The organism is Paraburkholderia franconis (assembly GCF_009362735.1).
Lineage (GTDB): Bacteria > Pseudomonadota > Gammaproteobacteria > Burkholderiales > Burkholderiaceae > Paraburkholderia > Paraburkholderia franconis.
The window spans coordinates 1-17,743 of the sequence record NZ_WHNP01000032.1 but is presented as its reverse complement, the minus strand read 5'-3'; the positions used below and the strand labels follow the sequence as shown (position 1 = coordinate 17,743).

General features: G+C 61.2%; 13 protein-coding genes and 1 pseudogene. 5 read left to right on the top strand and 9 right to left on the bottom strand.

Features of this window, described 5'->3' with window-relative positions; translation table 11 throughout:
* Positions 1 to 344: 344 nt before the first annotated feature.
* Positions 345 to 677 (bottom strand): hypothetical protein, encoded by a 333-nt coding sequence (locus GCT13_RS28305; protein WP_152763695.1) that lies wholly within the window; start codon positions 675 to 677, stop codon positions 345 to 347.
* 772 nt (positions 678 to 1,449) lie between these two features.
* On the opposite strand from GCT13_RS28305, the gene GCT13_RS28300 reads away from it, so the two are divergent.
* A complete protein-coding gene (locus GCT13_RS28300; RefSeq protein WP_227747052.1) occupies positions 1,450 to 3,192 on the top strand; it encodes a putative bifunctional diguanylate cyclase/phosphodiesterase in 1,743 nt (580 codons plus the stop codon).
* Between the two features lie 189 nt (positions 3,193 to 3,381).
* Here the strand turns inward: GCT13_RS28300 and GCT13_RS28295 are convergent, their stop codons facing one another.
* Positions 3,382 to 5,001, bottom strand: coding sequence for an alkaline phosphatase D family protein (locus tag GCT13_RS28295; RefSeq protein WP_321574676.1), 1,620 nt, complete (start codon positions 4,999 to 5,001; stop codon positions 3,382 to 3,384).
* Positions 5,002 to 5,025: 24 nt separating this feature from the next.
* Here GCT13_RS28295 and GCT13_RS50950 point away from each other — a divergent pair, with 24 nt between their 5' ends.
* A complete protein-coding gene (locus GCT13_RS50950; RefSeq protein WP_321574677.1) occupies positions 5,026 to 5,196 on the top strand; it encodes a hypothetical protein in 171 nt (56 codons plus the stop codon).
* 776 nt (positions 5,197 to 5,972) lie between these two features.
* Here the strand turns inward: GCT13_RS50950 and GCT13_RS28290 are convergent.
* The 3 genes from GCT13_RS28290 to GCT13_RS28280 are packed head-to-tail and all read right to left on the bottom strand — an operon-like array spanning position 5,973 to position 8,933.
* Positions 5,973 to 6,335 (bottom strand): NIPSNAP family protein, encoded by a 363-nt coding sequence (locus GCT13_RS28290; protein WP_152763688.1) that lies wholly within the window; start codon positions 6,333 to 6,335, stop codon positions 5,973 to 5,975.
* Positions 6,332 to 8,053, bottom strand: coding sequence for an FAD-dependent oxidoreductase (locus GCT13_RS28285; protein WP_152763686.1), 1,722 nt, complete (start codon positions 8,051 to 8,053; stop codon positions 6,332 to 6,334). The genes GCT13_RS28290 and GCT13_RS28285 overlap by 4 nt, the downstream gene beginning before the upstream one ends.
* A gap of 34 nt (positions 8,054 to 8,087) precedes the next feature.
* A complete protein-coding gene (locus GCT13_RS28280) occupies positions 8,088 to 8,933 on the bottom strand; it encodes an SDR family NAD(P)-dependent oxidoreductase (RefSeq protein ID WP_152763821.1) in 846 nt (281 codons plus the stop codon).
* 123 nt (positions 8,934 to 9,056) lie between these two features.
* Between GCT13_RS28280 and GCT13_RS28275 the strand changes: the two genes are divergently transcribed.
* Positions 9,057 to 9,989, top strand: coding sequence for a helix-turn-helix domain-containing protein (locus tag GCT13_RS28275; RefSeq protein WP_152763684.1), 933 nt, complete (start codon positions 9,057 to 9,059; stop codon positions 9,987 to 9,989).
* Between the two features lie 24 nt (positions 9,990 to 10,013).
* On the opposite strand, the gene benC is transcribed toward GCT13_RS28275, so the two are convergent.
* Both benC and GCT13_RS49560 read right to left on the bottom strand, forming a co-directional pair.
* Positions 10,014 to 12,803 carry a benzoate 1,2-dioxygenase electron transfer component BenC gene (benC, locus tag GCT13_RS28270; protein WP_152763682.1) on the bottom strand — a complete coding sequence of 930 codons (2,790 nt, stop codon included), beginning with the start codon at positions 12,801 to 12,803 and terminating at the stop codon, positions 10,014 to 10,016.
* Between the two features lie 779 nt (positions 12,804 to 13,582).
* Positions 13,583 to 13,813 (bottom strand): hypothetical protein, encoded by a 231-nt coding sequence (locus GCT13_RS49560; RefSeq protein WP_227747051.1) that lies wholly within the window; start codon positions 13,811 to 13,813, stop codon positions 13,583 to 13,585.
* 149 nt (positions 13,814 to 13,962) lie between these two features.
* Here GCT13_RS49560 and GCT13_RS49555 point away from each other — a divergent pair, with 149 nt between their 5' ends.
* Positions 13,963 to 14,097, top strand: a complete 135-nt coding sequence (locus tag GCT13_RS49555; RefSeq protein ID WP_227747050.1) for a helix-turn-helix domain-containing protein — start codon at positions 13,963 to 13,965, stop codon at positions 14,095 to 14,097.
* 14 nt (positions 14,098 to 14,111) lie between these two features.
* Here GCT13_RS49555 and GCT13_RS28260 read toward each other — a convergent pair whose 3' ends face one another.
* Together GCT13_RS28260 and ltrA are read right to left on the bottom strand one after the other, a co-directional pair.
* Positions 14,112 to 15,284 carry a 4-hydroxybenzoate 3-monooxygenase gene (locus GCT13_RS28260; protein WP_152763680.1) on the bottom strand — a complete coding sequence of 391 codons (1,173 nt, stop codon included), beginning with the start codon at positions 15,282 to 15,284 and terminating at the stop codon, positions 14,112 to 14,114.
* 218 nt (positions 15,285 to 15,502) lie between these two features.
* On the bottom strand, positions 15,503 to 17,269 hold the full coding sequence (ltrA, locus tag GCT13_RS28255) for a group II intron reverse transcriptase/maturase (protein WP_152763678.1): 1,767 nt from the start codon (positions 17,267 to 17,269) through the stop codon (positions 15,503 to 15,505).
* Between the two features lie 299 nt (positions 17,270 to 17,568).
* Here ltrA and GCT13_RS28250 point away from each other — a divergent pair.
* Positions 17,569 to 17,743 (top strand): annotated as a pseudogene (locus GCT13_RS28250) (IS256 family transposase); the annotation flags it as partial.

The window sequence follows — 17,743 nt, the reverse complement described above, 5'->3', positions numbered from 1 at the left end:
TCCTTAAATATAAGGAAACCTCACCGCAATAACACGAACAAAAACCTGTCTTCAGGCGACCACTCAAGTGATTTGTTAAGATGCGCTTGCAGAGTTGGTCTATAACGATTCGACTGCATCATGCGACACGTGAAGTCTAATCGGCTGCGGGCTTTTCCTATTTATTCGTCGCTCAATTTCATCGAGCTCGTGCATCAGTTCTTGTCAACGTATTGAGTTGATATTCCGTCAGACGAGACGTTTCAATGCGGGTGCTCAGCCGATTGCGCCAATAGTCAACAAGCATAATCTCCGGAGCACACTGGACAACGGTCGCACGCATAACCCGGCCGATATGCATGATGTCACGCTCGACAATTGGATTCATCTTTGCCCTCGGAATCTCTTAATACTTGTTCCCACGGGACGCTTGGCGCCTTCTTGCTTAAAACGTACACAATTGAGAGACTCAATGCAATCGTATTGCCGTGAAATCTAACGGTATGCTCGCGATGAAAACCTGGATTTAGTAATTTCTGCCCACTCGCATCAAAACGCATTAAAAATGGAATCGATATCACGGTAATAAAGTCGCAAGCTGCAGGCAATCGCCAGCTCCGCAGCTCGACTACCTGGGCGGCATAAGGTCCGGCAAGTCGCTGGCGCTCAAGGCAACGCATTGCATGCCGTTGATTCATACAGAATGCACTCCTTGCCGCGAGCGAGCGGGCAGTTTCGAAGTTACCCGCATCGAGGCGACACGAGACCGGACCGAATGCGGCTCCAGTTCCCGCGCTAACCCTTCCATGTCCCGACATCCTCCTTTCTGTCAGTCCGGGCGCGGTAACTTTCATTCTTCTCAGGACCGAGTAGTCCGGCTCGGCAGTTTTCGCCGCCTGAAGCACTGTCCGGTCATTGTAGCGGCGGTGCCTTTCCGAAAAGAGATCCTCGCCGAAGGGTGGCGCGATACGCAGGGCATGCGGCCGGTCTCGCGCTGCGTATGGCGACGGTGAGCCTTTCGGGGGATGGCTGGTCCAGGAGACCTCGCCGCGCATGCGTGTGGAGGAAGAGCTAATCCGTACGCAGCAGGCGCTGCCGACGCTTAACGGGGCGTTCGACTGGCCATGCAGGATGACCGCAGATTTCCCGGTTGCGGACAAGCAGCCGAGCTTGTGAGACGAACACGGGCAGCTATACTTTTAATCGTCTGACCAGACGGGCACGCGGGAACGTCAATCCTGCGCGGCGCAGAGCTTCGGCGGGTCCGCACACCGTCATGCCGGCTCATCGTCCTCGGAGGCAATCATGGTTTCGGCACAAGCGGCGCAGCATTGGCCATCACGGGGCGGGGCGCATCGCGCGAAGCTGGCATCGGCCGCCCCGGGGAGCGCAAAGGTTCTACCGGGGCACAGCCATCGCGCCGAGGACCAGAGATCCAAAACGACAGGCCCGTGCGCTTCCGCTCCGGCAATGGGTAGCTTCGCGCAGGCAGTCGAGGCAAGAATCGAGGCGCTCGACGAGGCGAGCGTCAGCGTGGAGAACAGGCCCGTCGTCCTTTACCGTCTGCGCGGCGAGCCGGCGCTTCCGCTCGTATACCTATCCCACGAGATCGCACGGTTCGGGCACGACCGTGACGCGTTGCTCGCGTCGCAGGCGCGCATCACGAACCTGGTCGATCCGCGCGACCGGACGAGGGTCGACGCGGCCATGGCTCGCGTGCTGGCGCGCAACTGCAACGGCGCATCCGTCGAATGCCGCATGCAGGCTGGCGACGGCACCTGCGGCTGGGTCGAGAACCGGCTCATTCCGGTGCGCGACAGGGACGGACGGCTCATCGAAGTCGAGGGGATGCTGCTCGGCATGGTGGGGAAGGAGGCCGCGGAGGAGCACCTCGCGCGGCTCGCGGGCACGGATGCGCCGACCGGCCTCGCGAATCGCGCGACATTCGTGCACCGGCTACGCCACACGTTGGCGGCTGCCCGGCGCGGCGCCATGCCGTTTGCCGTTCTCCTCCTCGACATCGACCATTTCGACTCGGTCGGGGACACGCTGGGTCATGCGGTCGGCGATATGTTGCTTCGGGAGACCGCGATGCGTCTGACGGCCTGTACGGGCGAGTTCGATCTCGTCGCCCGGCTTGGCGGCGGCGAATTTGCTGTACTGCAGACGGAAGCGGGCGAGCCGACCACTGCAGCCTGCCTGGCGGTGAAGTTCCAGCACGCGCTGGCGGCAGCCTGCCGCCTCGACGGAAACGATGTCCATATCACCGCCAGCATCGGTGTGCGCCCCTACCTCCATGGCGATGCTGACGTGCACGCCTTGCTCGCCCATGCCGACCTCGCGCTGCGCCGCGCGCAGCAGGAGGGCGGCAACCGGTATCGCTTTCATGCCGACGCGTTCGATCGCGCTGTCTGCGAACGCATGACACTCGCAGACGATCTGGCACGCGCCATCGATCTCAGCGAGCTGGAGCTTCAGTACCAGCCCGAGGTCGAGCTATCGTCCGGGAACATTGTCGGGATGGAAGCATTGGTTCGCTGGCATCACCGGACGCGCGGCCTGCTCATTCCGGACGTTTTCATGCCGATCGCCGAGCAGGCTGGAACCATGTCGGGCATTGGACACTGGGTACTGGATCAGGCATGCCGGCAGATGCGGGCATGGCGCGACGAGGGAGTCGCTCCGCTGATGATCGCAGTCAATCTGTCCTCGTGCGAACTCGTGAGCGGACAGACATTTGTTCGCGATGTCGGCGAGACGATCGAGCGGTGGCGGCTGGCCCCATCCGATCTGGAGTTCGACGTCACGGAGGCGACGCTGACCCGCCTCGCCTGGGCGCAAAACGATGTGCTGCATGGGTTGCGCAAACTCGGTACGAAGATCGCCATCGATGATTTCGGCAACGAATACGCGTCGTTCGACTACATCCGGAGTTTGCCTGTGAGTCATGTGAAGATCGCCCGCCCGGTCATCCAGCGGCTCACTGGCGATCCCGAAGGCGCGGCGACGATCCGCGCCATGGTGGCCCTCGCGCACGAGGCGGGGATCGGGGTGATTGCCCAGGGCGTGGAGACCGAACAGCAGCGCATGTTTCTCGCGGATACGAATCGGGCGACCAAGGCGCAGGGGTTCCACTTCAGCAAGCCAGTAGGCGCTGCTGAAGCCACTGCGCTCCTGCGCCAAGGCTACACAGCCGCATTGATGCGAGAGTGAGACTCCACACCGCAGTCAAATGGGCGCACCAGGCGCTTGCCTGCGGCATCGCGCCTGCCCGTCTTCAGGCCGCGCCCTGTGCGGCGCAGGCACCCATGATCGCATCCGCAGACCGCCCGATATCTTTGTCCGCGGTACTGTCGCGACGAGGCGATGCGATCGCCGACATCATGCCTGCCTCGGTGGAAGCTAGAAGCGCTCGACGCGTACCTCGACCGAGTCCCTGGGCACAATCAGCCGTGTGCGCTCGAGCAAGGCGTCCGCGGGCGTGGTGCCGTCCGGGTTCAACGGCCTCACTTTGTTGAACACCACGGAAAAGCTCTCCGGCGTGACGGTGGCTGACGCATAGCCCTGCGCGTCGTGATCGGCGTGGCGCAGATCGGGGTTATTCGTCAACAGGAAGGTGTCGAATCTGGCCGGAGCAGCCACCAGCGACGCGAGCGGTGTGCCGCCCCATGCGGCTTTCATGTAGGAATAGAAGGACGTGCTGCTGATGCCGGCGCAGACGAAATCGACGATCACGGGCGTACCCGATGCGGGGTCCGGGTCGTCCCGCACCACGCCGCACTGAAATGCATGCAGGTCCCCGCTGATGGCGACAACGTTACGGATTCCCTGCTCCTTCAGGTATGAGAGAAGTTCATGCTTGTGTGCCGGATAGCCGTCCCATGCATCGCAATCGATCACGAGGCGTGCTGCCGGTGTCCCTGGCGCGCCCGGCATCAATGCCCACAGACGGTTTAGCATAACCTCGTTGCCCCACACCTTCCAGGTCGCAGGCGAGCTCTTCATCGTGCTCTTCCACCATTGCGTCTGCTCCGGGCCGAGCATCGACGGCGCGCGGCCGAGCTGCGCAGTATCCCACGCCTCGAAGCGCTGCAGCACGTCCTGCTTGACGAAGTAGCGCGAGCCGGCCGCGTCGTCGCCATGTACCGGGTCGTGCCCGTGCGCGCGTGCGACAGCCGCCTCGCTCACGACATGGTCGTCGCGATACAGCCGCTCGTCCGTCATCACGAGATGCATCAGCATGCCAAAGCGAAATTCGCGGTAGATTCGAATGTTGGTGTACGACGGATTGCCCGGCTCGAAGCGCACGTCGCCCCAGTCCACCGGCATATACTCCGCCCACGCGCGGCTGGCATTGCGGCGGCGCTGTGTCTCCTGCGTTTCCGCATTCGTGTAGACCTGGTGATCCTGCCAACAGTCGTCGGAAAATTCGTGGTCGTCCCATATCGCGATCATCGGCAGGCGCTGGTGTAGCGTCTGCAAGCGCGGGTCGCTACGATAGGTGCGATAGAGCATCCGATAGTCTTCGAGCGTATTGGCATATGCGCGGCCGTCGGCGAGCGGCTTTCCGTCAGGCAGCCGCAGCGAAGGATGCGCTGCCTCGACCGCGCCGGGCCTCGCGGCCCCGACCGTTTCATAGATGTAATCGCCCACATGCACGACGAAATCGAGATCGCTTTCCGCTGCCAGCAGGCTCATTGCTTGCCAGTGATTGACGCTCCAGTCCTGACAGGTGAGCCACGCGAAGCGAATCTGATTATTGGCCTCGTGTGCATCGGAAGCCGTGCGCGCGATACCCGTGACGCTCATGTCGTCGCCGGCGACGAACCGATAGTGGTACGTGGTCTTCGGTGATAAACCCGTCACCTTCGTGCGCACGGTGAAGTCATAGGTGGCCAGTGCCCTCAGCGGTACGCTGGCGACGAGAGCCGGGAAATCAGGCCGCGTCGATACCTCGAGGCGTAACGGCACTGCGCGCGCAACGCTTTTTGCGTGTTGCCTTGCGTCCCCGTGTACTGGCACGCACCGCGTCCAGAAGACGATGGAGTGATCGCGCGGATCACCGCTGGCGACGCCCTGTGGAAACTGATAGCGGCCTTTGCGCAAAGCACCGGCCGGAGCGACCGGCCGTGGAGCGCCAAGCGCGCTGGTGGCGGCCGCAATCGTGAAAAAGGCCGAAGACTTGAGGAAGTGGCGGCGATCCATCGATCCTCCTGAACGGCTAAACTGTACACGCCTGACGAGCATCGCGGTGCGGCGACATGCGATCGCTTCTCTCGCTTCTCTTCGTCTTCGCCGACTTCAATACCTGCAGCTTGCATACTTCCATCACAAGGCCATGTGCGGACAGTAACGTCGAGGACGCCAACCATCGAATACGAAGCGGTCATCATGGAATTTATCGACGACTGCATACGCTCGTCTCGCGCCGATCCAGACGCGGAAGAGGACGACGACTTGCTTCGGTGCTGGTGCGACTGGCTGAACGTCCTGCCGCGCGCTGGTTCCGGCCATTTCGGTGGTAGATGCCCCGCTGCATTGATTTCCGCGCATGCGGCGACCAGAACAACATGCGCGGGGCCTGACTTGCGAAAAGCCAGGCGCCGACCAAAACTGGCTGCTACATCTGGTACCGCCACGTCTTGAGCCGGGCTGCGCAAACGTCCAATATGCCGCGAACTATTGGAGACCGGTAATCCAGTCGCCTCGCGTCGGTAAGCAGTTTTGAAAGCACCTCAACGTCCTGCAGTAGCTCAATAGCCCGTACGGATTCTGCAAACTGCATGGACGCGTGAGCCAGTCGAACGCTTTCGAACCAGTCAGGGAAAACGCCATTGGCCTGCGACCACATTCTCCTTGACTCGACAAGGTGATCGGTCCGAAGCCAGTCGTCTGTTTTCGCACGCGCGACCAGCTGTGCAATGACAAGGTAGCAGTTAGAGGAAAAACCAATTCAGTGCGAGTCATTCGTACAGTTCACCGGAGGCGCCTCGCTATAGACAGCCACCTAACTCTGCGACACTAGCCAGCGCGGCTGCACGAATGAGCCGTGTCTCCTGTGCCGTGATCAGATGGCCCGATGCCTTGAGATAGGCCGGGAAATCCGGATGCGTATCGCGTGCAACGCAGCGTCGTTCGTAGTCTGCAAGATCGTCATACCCCCACAGATGGGTGAACTGGTTCTGCGGCCCGACGAGACTTGTCCAAAAGCCGAGCGGATGTCCAAGTGTCTCGAGCAGGATTGGCATGGCGAGCCTGTCAAACACCTCGAGAAACTCGGGCATCTTGCGCAGCGCGATGGTGTAGACCCGGAAATCCACGAGGGGCTTTGCCAGATACATTGGGTGGATGCTCATGCGTCTACCTTCTCCTTGCAGGTCATGGCTTTGGTGGCGATGGCATTACCCGTGACATAGCCGAACGTCATGTTGGGCCCATGGGTGATGCCGGCGCCCGGATAGTTGCCGCCCATCACGCTGCGCCGGTCATTGCCGACCGCGTAAAGGCCCTCAATCTGGCTGCCGTCGGCGCGCAGCACCTCGCCGGTGACGCTGGTACTGAGGCCGTCGAACGTGCCCAGATCGCCCATCACCACCTTCACCGCGTAGAAGGGGCCGGTCATGATCGGCGCAACGCAAGGATTGGGCTTGTTGTCCGGATCGGCGAGATAACGGTTGAACGATGTGCGACCGCGATGGAACGCCGGGTCTTCTCCGCGCCCCGCATCGAGGTTGTAGGCATGGACCGTCATCTCGAGCGCATCAGGAGCAATCCCGCAATTGCGCGCCAGCTCGCCGATCGTCTCGCCCTTGATGAGATAGCCTTTGCGCAGCAACGGCCCCACCGGCATCGGCGCGGGCTTGGCATAGCCCAAGCCATACTTGCCCAGCGCCACCTTATCGCAGATGAGCCACATCGCCGTCTCCCGCTCACCCTCGCAGGCGCGGATCAGCGCCGAACCAACATCGTGGTAGGAGTTCGATTCATTGGTGAAGCGCTGACCGCTCCGCAGCACGCCGATCACGCCGGGCTTATAGCGGTCGAGCAGGTGCGGGAATACGCCCGTGCGGCCCTTGCCGAAGGGCACCTTCGAGACAGGCATCCAGGCCGACGCATCGGGGAAGCCGAGCTTCACGGCACCACCCACCTTCTCCGCCATGGTCAGCCCGTCGCCCGTATTGCCAACGGGCGTGGGCGAGAGATGCTCACCCCCACGCTTCACATGCGGATAGACCCGCGCGATGCGCTTGAGATCATGTGGGAAGCCGCCGCAAGCCAGCACGACGCCGTGCCGGGCGGTGATCCGAAGCTCACCGTCCGCTGCGACGGCACGCACACCGACCACCTTGTCGTCTTCGCTCAGCAGTTCCTTCACGGGCGTCGAAGTGACCATCGGAATGTCGATCGCCAGCGCCGACTTCGCGAGCCTCGCGGCGAGCGCGTTGCCGCTCGTTACGTTGATCCCCCGCCGGTAAAGCGCCAGTTCCTTGATGTGCGTAGCCAGACGCCGGACCACGTAGAAGAACGAAACAATGGACTTGGTCGCGCGGAAGAAGTGCTTGAGGTCCGCGTTCGAGGAATTGAACATCATCCCCATGAAGGTGATCGTTTCGAGCGGCGGCTTGAGGCGGCGCATGTCCTTGCCCAGCCCGCGAATGTCATAGGGCGCGGCGAGAATCGAGCGGCCGATATCGACGCCGCCGGGCGCGTCCGGGTGATAGTCCGGATAGAGCGTGGGCACGAACTTCATCTCGGTCTCTCGCTCGAAGAACTCGACCATTCTCGGCCCGTTATCGATAAAGCATTGGACCGCGGCGGCATCGTAGTTGTTGCCCGTCTCGCTCATCATGTATTCGCGCACGCGCTCGACGGTGTCAGCCGGGTTCTGCTGTCGGCCATATTTGCTCAGCGGAATCCACAAGACTCCGCCCGACAGCGCGGTGGTACCGCCGAACACGGGCTCCTTTTCGAGCACGATGACATCGAGGCCGCGCTTGCGCGCAGTGATCGCGGTGGCGAGACCCGCAGCACCCGATCCGACCACGACCAGATCACAAGTGATTTCATTGGCCATATCCAGTCTCCTTGTCGTTATGGTGTGATGGTGTTCACGCGGCCGGGGTGGCGTTGAAACCGGGGCGCGGGACCATGTCCATCAGCATGCAATCGAGGCCGCCGTCGACAAGCACCTCCGCGCCATTGACGTAGGCAGCCAGGTCAGAGGCGAGGAACAGTGCAGGGCCGGCGAGGTCCTCCGGCTCGCCGATGCGGCGGCTCGCGGTGGCGGCGGCGCGGCGAGCCTCGAAGCCGGGCTCCTCATAGAACTTCGCGGACAGCGCGGTGCGGATCATGCCGGGCAACACACAGTTGCTGCGCACCCCGCGTGGGCCCCACTCCGCCGCCAACTGCCGCGAGAGCAGCAGCACGCCCGCCTTGCTCGGGCTATAGGAACCGCTATTGGTCTGCGGACTGAGCGCCGCAATCGAGGCCACGTGGACGATACTGCCCTTGCCCGCCGCCAGCATGTCGCGTCCGAAAGCTCGAGCACACAGAAGATAGCCGGTCAGGTTCACTGCGATGGCCTGGTTCCAGTCCTCGATTGAGACCGTCTCGAGAGGTCCGGCGCGCAGAAGTCCTGCATTGTTGACGAGCACGCTGGCGGGCCCGAGCGCTGCGCGAACCTCGCTCGCAGCGGCGGCAACCGAGGCTTCGTCCGATACGTCACAGCCGATCGCCTGCGCCACCGCACCGGCCTTCCGAAGTTCGGCAGCGACAGCTTCAGCGCCGGCAAGATTCCGATCCACGAGCGCCACATGTGCTCCGATATCGGCGAAGGCGCGCGCAATGCCGGCACCAATGCCACTGCCCGCACCCGTGACCACGCAGACCTTTTCGCTCAGGTTCAGCCGGTATGGTGTCGAGGCAGTTGCGCGATTTTCAAGTTCCTGTCCCATGTAGTTAACTCTCCTAAAGCTGTTCATGCGATTACGCTTCCTGAAATCTGCATGCCATTGAACGCCGCAAGCGCCTGTGGAACAATGGACAGAGATCACATATAGCAGGACATAACGTGCATCATGGCCAATGACCAACAGCGCCGCCGGACCGTTCTTCATTTCGCGCTCTATGGCGCGGAAGCCGACCAATCCTGGGTCGACATGGTGCATTACGAACCCATTTCCCTGCGTGCCGGCCGTTTCGACTTCGACATCAAGCCGCACGTCCACGATGCGTTGATCCAGGTGCTCTACGTCACCAGCGGGGGCGGCGAGACCTTCATCGACGGCAAGACCTGGGCAGTCGAAGCGCCGTGCCTGATCGTCGTGCCCGCGCGCGCGGTCCACGGCTTTCACTTTCGCAGCGATATCGATGGTCACGTCATCACGGCCGCGCAGCCTGCACTGGAATCGCTGGCGATGACGGCCGCGCCCGAGCTGCTGGAATTCATGCGCACGCCGACGGTGCTGTCGATCGACCCCGACGTCGAGCGCGGTACACCTCTGGAGACCCTGTTTCAGTCGATCGGGAACGAGGCGCAGAGCCACGAGCGCTGGCAGTTCACCGCAGGCGCAGCGCTGACGATCACCCTGTTCGTCAAGATCGGGCGCCTCAGCGAGAGTGCCCGGCTTTCAGCCAGTTCCGAGCAGCGGACAATGGCCGCGCGGATCGAGCGGTTCCGTGCCCTGCTCGACCGCCATTGCCGTGAGCGGCGGCCGGTCGCCAGCTATGCCGACGAGATGGGCGTCACCACCGGCCAGCTCTCCCGCATCTGCCGTGCCACTTTTGGCGTCTCGGCAATCGAGGCGATCGATGCACGCGCGATCCATGAGGCCAAGCGGCTGCTCGGCTATTCGACGCTCAGCGTGAAGCAGATCGCCAGTGAACTGGGCTTTCAGGACGAGGCCTATTTTGGTCGCTTCTTCCGCAAGCAGACGGGACTCCGGCCAACCGAATACCGCTCCGCAGCCTACGATCGATCCCTGCCGAGTGAAAAGGGAGCAGCGGACTGACTCGACCTCGCCCCCTCATCCGGTTCAGGCCGATAACCCACCCAGTTTCACGAACAGGTGCTCCGGCCCGGAGTTGGTCAGATTGTTGCCACGCACATACTTGATCGGCCTTGCCGGATCGAGCGCAATGTCGCCGATCTTGCGGGCCAGCGCTTTCGTCGCGATCAGCGTCTCCAGCTTGGCAAGCGGCGCGCCAAGGCATTTGTGCATGCCGTTGCCGAAACCCAGGTGGCCGCTGGAATCGCGGTCGATGTCGAACGTCTCGCCTTCGGCAAACTTACGGCTGTCGCGGTTCGCAGCCGACAGCAGCAATCGCACCACCGCGCCCTTGGGCAGATCAACGCCCGCGACAGTGGTCGCCTCGGTGGTGATGCGGCTCACGCGCTGGACGGTACCGCGATAGCGCGCCACCTCCTCGACGAAACGGTCAGCGTCGGCGGGATTTTCGCGGATACGTCCCAGCAGATCCGGCTGTTCGGCGAACATGCGAAACGCGTTGGCGACGAGGATAGTCGTCGTGTCGTGCCCGGCGATGAAGACGAATGCACACAACTCCTTCGCTTCCTTTTCCGACAGCAGCCCGTCCTTCCACATGCGCGCGATGTGGCCGCCGATCGACTGGCTGTCCGTGAGAGCGAGCCGCTCCAGCGCTTGCTTCAGGTAAGCGAAGAAAGCCTGCGCGCTCTGCTCGTCGGTGCCCGTCCCCGGCGCGTTGCGGGCAAGGCGCCCGAAGTAGCTAAAGGTCTCGTCCGACCAGAACTTCATCTTCTCCTCATCCTCGTTCGGCACGTCGATCATCGTCGAGATGGTCGAGATGCTGAGCGGGATGGCGAAATCGTTGACGACATCACCGCCGCCTTTGGCAATCATCGCGTCGAGCAGGTCCTCCGCCCTTTGCGCGATCTGCCCGATAAAGGGATCGAGAGCGAGCGGCAGGAAGGACGGCTGGACGACCTTGCGTAACCGCGAATGGTCGGGCGCATCGAAGAGCGTCAGGAACGTCAGCGGTGGCGGGCTGACGACCTCGGAGGAAAACAGCTTCGGATTGCGAATCGCCTGGTAGACATCGTCATAGCGCGAGAGGAACCACACGTCCGAAGTCGCCGACTGGCAACGCAGCACCGGCGCATGCTCCCGCATCCAGCGGTAGTGCTCGTAAGGGTCGCCTTGCGAGCCGTCATCGACCACCTTGAATGGCTCCAGCCCCTCGGGCCAGTCCAGTTCGTGCGAATAAGGCGGAAGGGTCCTGGCCGTGAATGGGCAGATCTGCGGCGCGCTCTCCGGCACAGCAGACGGAAGAGAGGGGGGCACTGCGGCAATGGGTGCGGTTTTGCCCATCGCCATACGCTCCAGCGCCCGGCTCATCGTGGCCTTGGAATGGAGCGCATGCAGCGCAATCACATCTCGAGCCCGGTTCAGGTCGCCCAGTTCAAAGGCGCTGACAATATCCCGGTGCTGCTGGACGAGATCGCCGACGATCTCGATCTGGCCGGTCAGCGCGCGAGCGATGTAGTCCTGCACGGCCAGTTGCCGGTACAGCGCGATCAGCTGGGCGTTCCCGGAAGCTTCGATCGTAAACATGTGGAAGGCGTGATTTGCCTCGACATAGCGTGCAACATCGGTAAAACGCCTCCCGGACACGAACTGCGCGGTCGCCTCGGCGAGCTGGCGGAAGAGGATCAATTGCTCGCTCGACAGCCGGCCCATGGTCAGCTGAGCCGCCCCCAGTTCGAGAGCCATGCGCAGGTCGAAGGCTTCATCGACATCAGCAGGAGCGATGTGCTCCTCGCCGGTCTGAACCACCAGTCCGGTGTCGGCGAACTTCTCGTAATAGAAATTGCGCGGCGTCAGCCCTTCGGACGAGAGAAAATCGCGCACCGCATCAACCATCGGCGGAGGGCCGCAGAGGTAGACATCCGCATCGCCATCGTTGAGCTGGGAGGCGATGATGTGGTGAGTCACATAGCCCTTGTTGGGATAGGCACTGTTGGGGCTGGAGACGGTGCAGGCATACGTGAAGTTCGGCAGGCGCTGCGCATAGGTTTCGAGCCGGTCGATGCCAACCAGATCCTCATCGCCGTTCACACCCAGGATCATGTGGATCGGATATGGGCTACCGCCGTCCTCGACGATCTTGTCCAGCATCGAGAGGAACGGCGCGAGGCCTGTGCCGCCCGCCAGAAACAGCACCGGCCGCTCGATGGGTCGCAGGTAGAAGCTTCCCATCGGACCGCGAAACTCGATCGGGTCCCCTGCTTTGGCAGTTTCGCAGAGCCAGGTCGACATCACCCCTTGACGCACATTGCGCACAAGGAAGGACAAGTGCGGCTCGGACGGACCCGAGCTAAACGAGTATGACCGTGTCTGATCGGTGCCGGGCACGCGGATGTTGACATACTGCCCAGGAAGGAAGCTGAGACCTGCGCGGTCCTCGAGTTCGACCGAGAAGGCGATCGTGGTGTCTGACGCTCGTTGGCAGGCGACGATCCGTCCGCTGTGGGAGGACGGGCCGGTACCCGCGACATCGGAATTCGTGGCGATATGGATCACGCAGTCGGAACGCGGGCTCATCTGGCAGGTGAGAACCTTGCGGGCGCCGGCCTCCTCCGGGCTAAGCGCATCCTCCACGCAATCGCCCAGAACGTACTCGCCGGACTCGCAGACCGCCTTGCAGGTGCCACATACACCATCACGGCAATCGAGTGGAATGTTGAGCTTGGCGCGAATGGCGGCATCGGTGATGCGCTCGCTCTCCTCGCACTCGATGAAGCGGGTCACTCCGTCTTCAAAACGGAGGGTTATCTGATGGGCCATGGCGATGTCTCCTCTAGAACCGCCCGAACATACCGCTGCGCTGGCGGTATGCTCGGACAGGTGGCGTGCGAGGTAACAACCTTGTTACTCGCAAGCGCCGGGTGGGTTTAATGACGCCAATTTAGAGCCTGAACCTCGTTCCCCTCAATGGACAGAGGCGACGTTAACCCGGACAAAACGTGCATCGTGATGGATGCCGGATGACCGGAGTAATCTGGACCTCGCCCGCCTTCCGCGTCCAGAAAATACACGTTGACCACATCAAATCCGGGTTGGTCGCCACTGCCCTGTTCGCAGCGGGTGCCTGGTGGCCGATCCGGGCTACGTCACAGCGTGATGCATTTAGAAGGTGCGCTGATCGATGGCGAGACGCAAACGTGAATTGAACCCGGCAACTCGCTGCCCCGGGCGGCATCGCCGATGCAACACGCCCGCTCTCGACTCGACTACCCGAACTAGCTGATCCCCGAGACGATCGACAGCGCGTTCACGGTCGCGAGCGAAATGCTTGTGCGATAGGCGCTTGTAGAGCGTCATGCCAGCGGCGGTCACGAGCAGCGCAGAGGGTATGCTCAGCAGGTCCGCCGGCGCGAACCCAACCTTGCCGGGGGGATGTCGAAGAAGGCTGATCGTAGCGAGCGCGGCTACGTAGCAGGGTTGCATTAAGACCTCACCCCTTTATTACGGCCGCGCAACGCGCCCTGGAGTCGATTTCGAAAGTGCTATCGCATGGGCTGCTGCCCGTGATTCAGCGCCCCGCCGTAATCTCCGTGAAGACGTCAGCGGGCAACGACACGCTGTTGCGGCTCTTCACGCTGCTCGAACAGGAATACCGCGGCAATGCGCGCGGTCATATTGCGGCCGGCATGTCGCTGATGATTGCACTTTTCGTGCAAGTAGCAAGGTTGGGCGATGCGGCGGCGATGCCGGCAACGAGCGCTGTCGCCGATCGCCGCAGCGGCCAGGTCAGGCGTTTTCGCGAACTGGTCGCCGCGCATTTCCGCGAGCATCGGCCTGTCGAGTTCCATGCCGAAAAAACTTGGCATCACGGCCGCGCAATTGAGCCGCATTTGCCGAGACGAACTCGGCCATTCGCCGATGTCGCTCGTCAACGAACATCTGATACGCGACGCACAGCGCGATCTGGTCCTATTCAGGATTGGCGAACAAACAGATCGCGCACGCGCTCGGCTTCGAAGATGCGGCGCATTTCAGCCGCTATTTTCGCAAGCAGACGGGCGCGACGCCCAAGGAATTCCAGGCTGCGGCGCACGCCGATCTGTCATTGAACTGAACCACGTACCGCTTTTATACCGCGACGGCGCCCACATAGTTCTCCGCCATCGAAATCGCCGCGCTGCGTGACGTCGTCACATGTTCGAGTTCCGCGACTTGCAATTGCTGCTCGAATGGCGATGCATCGTCGAGACGGTGCATCATGCGCGTCATCCAGTACGAGAAATGCTCTGCACGCCAGATACGCTTGAGCGCCGTTTCGCTATAGTTGTCGAGCAGATCCGAGCGATCTTCCTGATAGAAGGCGCGCAGCGCGTCCGATAGAACACGCACGTCGGAGACTGCCAGGTTCAGGCCCTTTGCGCCCGTCGGCGGCACGATGTGGGCGGCGTCGCCGGCAAGGAACAGGCGGCCGTGCTGCATCGTCGTCGATACGAAACTGCGCATGCCGACGATGTTCTTCTGAAAGATCTTGCCTTCCACCACCTTGTGCCCATCGTCCGAATCGACGCGTGCGTGCATTTCGGCCCAGATGCGGTCGTCGGACCAGTTGTCGACCGTGTCTTTCGGATCGCATTGAAAGTACATGCGCTGCACGTTCGGCGACCGCGTGCTGACCAGTGCAAAGCCGCGTTCATGGCGCGCATAGATCAGTTCATCTGCTGAAGGCGGCGCTTCGACGAGAATGCCGAACCAGCCGAACGGGTACACACGCTGATAATCGCGGCGCAGCGTTTCAGGAATGGCGTTGCGCGAAATGCCCTGCGAGCCGTCGCATCCGATGATGAAATCGCATTGCAGTTCGCGTGCTTCGCCTTGATGCCGATAACGAATGCTCGGCGTGCCGCTTTCAATATCGTGCAGCGACACGTCCGACACTTCGAAATGCAGTGCGGCATGCGCGGCTACCCGCGCCGCAACCAGATCCTTGATGATTTCGTGCTGTGCGTAGACGGTAATCGACTTGCCTGTCAGGTCCGTGAGATCCACGCGGCGGCGCTTGCCTTCGAAAGCGAGTTCGAAGCCATGATGTAGCGCGCCCTCCGCTTTCATGCGCTCGCCGACGCCTGTTTCCGTGAGCAGATCCATCGTTCCCTGTTCGAGCACGCCTGCACGTATCGTCGATTCGATCTGCTCGCGGCTGCGCGATTCGAGCACGATCGAATCGATGCCCTGTAAGTGGAGAAGATGGGAGAGAAGCAGTCCAGCAGGACCAGCGCCGACGATGCCGACTTGAGTACGCATGTGTGTGTCTCCTGAATGCGTGTTTGATTTGGATCAAAGTGTGCCGGCCAACCTTTTATCGGGCAACGCGATGACGCGAATAAGCGATATCTTGATTCGCGATAATGGATGGTGAGGGTTTTAATCGTGCGGGTAGCCTGGTCAGACGCGGAAGGCGTCGGCTACTGTTGACTCGCGATCGACCAGCCGTCAACGCGGGGTCGGGTAGCAGCAACGCATTACGGCGCCGCCGCCCCCTTGGAACGGAGCATGCGAGTTTCCCCGCACTCCGCTCGAGCCTTGCAAAGCCCGTCTGACCGAGCCGGTTTCACCACTGAGAGTCCGAGAGCACGCACGTTCCGGCGACATTCCGAGTGCAGCATGACCAGATTTCCCGGCGTATCTTTGCCGCCATCGATTTTCCGAATCACGTGGCATAGACTCCAGCCACTGGATTTCGTGATCATCTGCTGACAGACCGGACACGAACGAGCCTGATCGAGCCACAACCGGATCAACTGCTTTCGACCTTTGAGTGAGTCGAGCATGGCGAGGCCTAACCGATCCTCGAAGTACCGTTCCCACTGTGGATCGAATGGGTTTGCAGTCGCCTTGAGTTTCCGGTGTCGTCGAATCGGCGTGCCTGCAATGTCGTAGAGCTTCAGAAGTTCAGGCTCTCCTGAACTGAGCGTTGTACCAGTCTCCGTACCAAAGACCCAGTGTTGGGCGCCGACGGTTCGGAAGTACTTCCGCCGGACCCACCCCGCACCTTTGTTCGGATGCCGGCGCCTCGCCCAGTTCCACAGACACTGCCAGACCGCATGACCGACTGCCTGGAAGATGTGCTTCGAGACGACATGCCGATAATAGTTTGCCCATCCGCGCAGCAGTGGATTGAGCTTGCGTATCAATTGATCCTGTCGCACCGACGCACTCACCTTCACAGTTTGCCTCAGCTTGCGCAGAAAGCGCTGGACGTTCGCTCGGGCAGGCTTGATCAACAACTTGCCGCCATATTTGCGCACGTTCATGCCAAGGAACTCGAACCCATCGTCGATGTGTGTGATCCGGGTCTTTTCCGGCGATAACGACAATCCCCGTTCCGCCAGGAACCGCTCGACCATTGGCCGCACAACATCCGTCAGAGCTTCACGCGTTACGCCAGTGATGACAAAGTCATCTGCATAACGAACGATGTTGACCTTTAACGGATGCGTGCGGCCGCTGCAATACTTCGCACGCAGCATGCGCTCCAGTCCGTCTAGCGTCATGTTCATCAACGTGGGCGAGATGATTCCACCCTGTGGTGTACCCGCTTCAGTTGAGTGAAGAATCTGGTTATGAAGGTAGCCAGCCTTCAACCATCCTCGCAGTATCGCTTTGTCCATCGGGATGTGGGCGATCAGCCAGTCATGCGAAATTTCATCAAAGCAGCTTCGGATATCCGCCTCCAGAATCCACGATGCAGAACTGTCTCTTGCCAATGCCCGAAAGCATTGCTCGATTGCATCGGCGGTTGAACGCGCAGACCTGAACCCATATGAATTCGGATCAGCCGTTGTTTCCGCAACGGGTTCGAGGGCCAGCAAATACAGCGCCTGCTGTGCCCTGTCGACCATGCAAGGAATTCCCAGAGGGCGAGTTTTTGTCCCGTTGGCCTTCGGGATATATATCCGCCTCAGCGGGCGCGGCCGATAGCCACGCCGTTTGAGCGACAACACTGCTGCGAGTTTGGACTTTGGAGTGGACCAGGTGATGCCGTCCACGCCCGGTGTCCGCCTGCCCTGATTCTCAGTCACTCGCTTGACGGCGAGTGCTTTGCCGCTGAACGAGTGGGTCAGCAACCACTGCAGGGCTTTCACCTTCCCATGGTTGCCAGCCTGTGTGGCCTTCACGATACGTGCCTGCAGCCGTCTGACTTCGCGATAACATTGTGCCCAATTGATACCGTGCCAATGCATCGTGCGGTCGGAGGACGCACCCGTGCCGAATGTCTGCGCAGTCATCTGCTTCTCCTCCTTTGAAGGTTACTCAAGCTCTCTCGTGACGAAAGACCACGCGGAAGTCTGCACGCTTTCGCGTGGGATGATGTTGCCTCGCGACGCAATCCCTATCCGCCCGATTACAGGACGGCATTCGCTTTCTCCGCACTCCTATACCCGCAGCGCTAACAGCCTTCCTCGCGGGAGCTAAAGTCGAATCTGGTGTACGGGGGAGTTGATGCGGGAAGTTGAAAGCGGTGGAGGTTTCAGCTGAGAATCTGATTGTCGAAGTCGGAAACCAGCAAAAAATCAAACCATCCACCATGAGCAAGGATACGGAAAAAGCAGTCGTCGGTCTATCGGGAGTCGGGCTTGGTTTGGACGAATTGGTTCGTCACGGGGCGCGGCAAGTGATTCAACAAGCAATCGAAGCGGAGCTGTCAGAGCTGATGGAGCGGTTCGCGAACGTCAAGACTTTGCAAGGGCAACGCGCCGTCG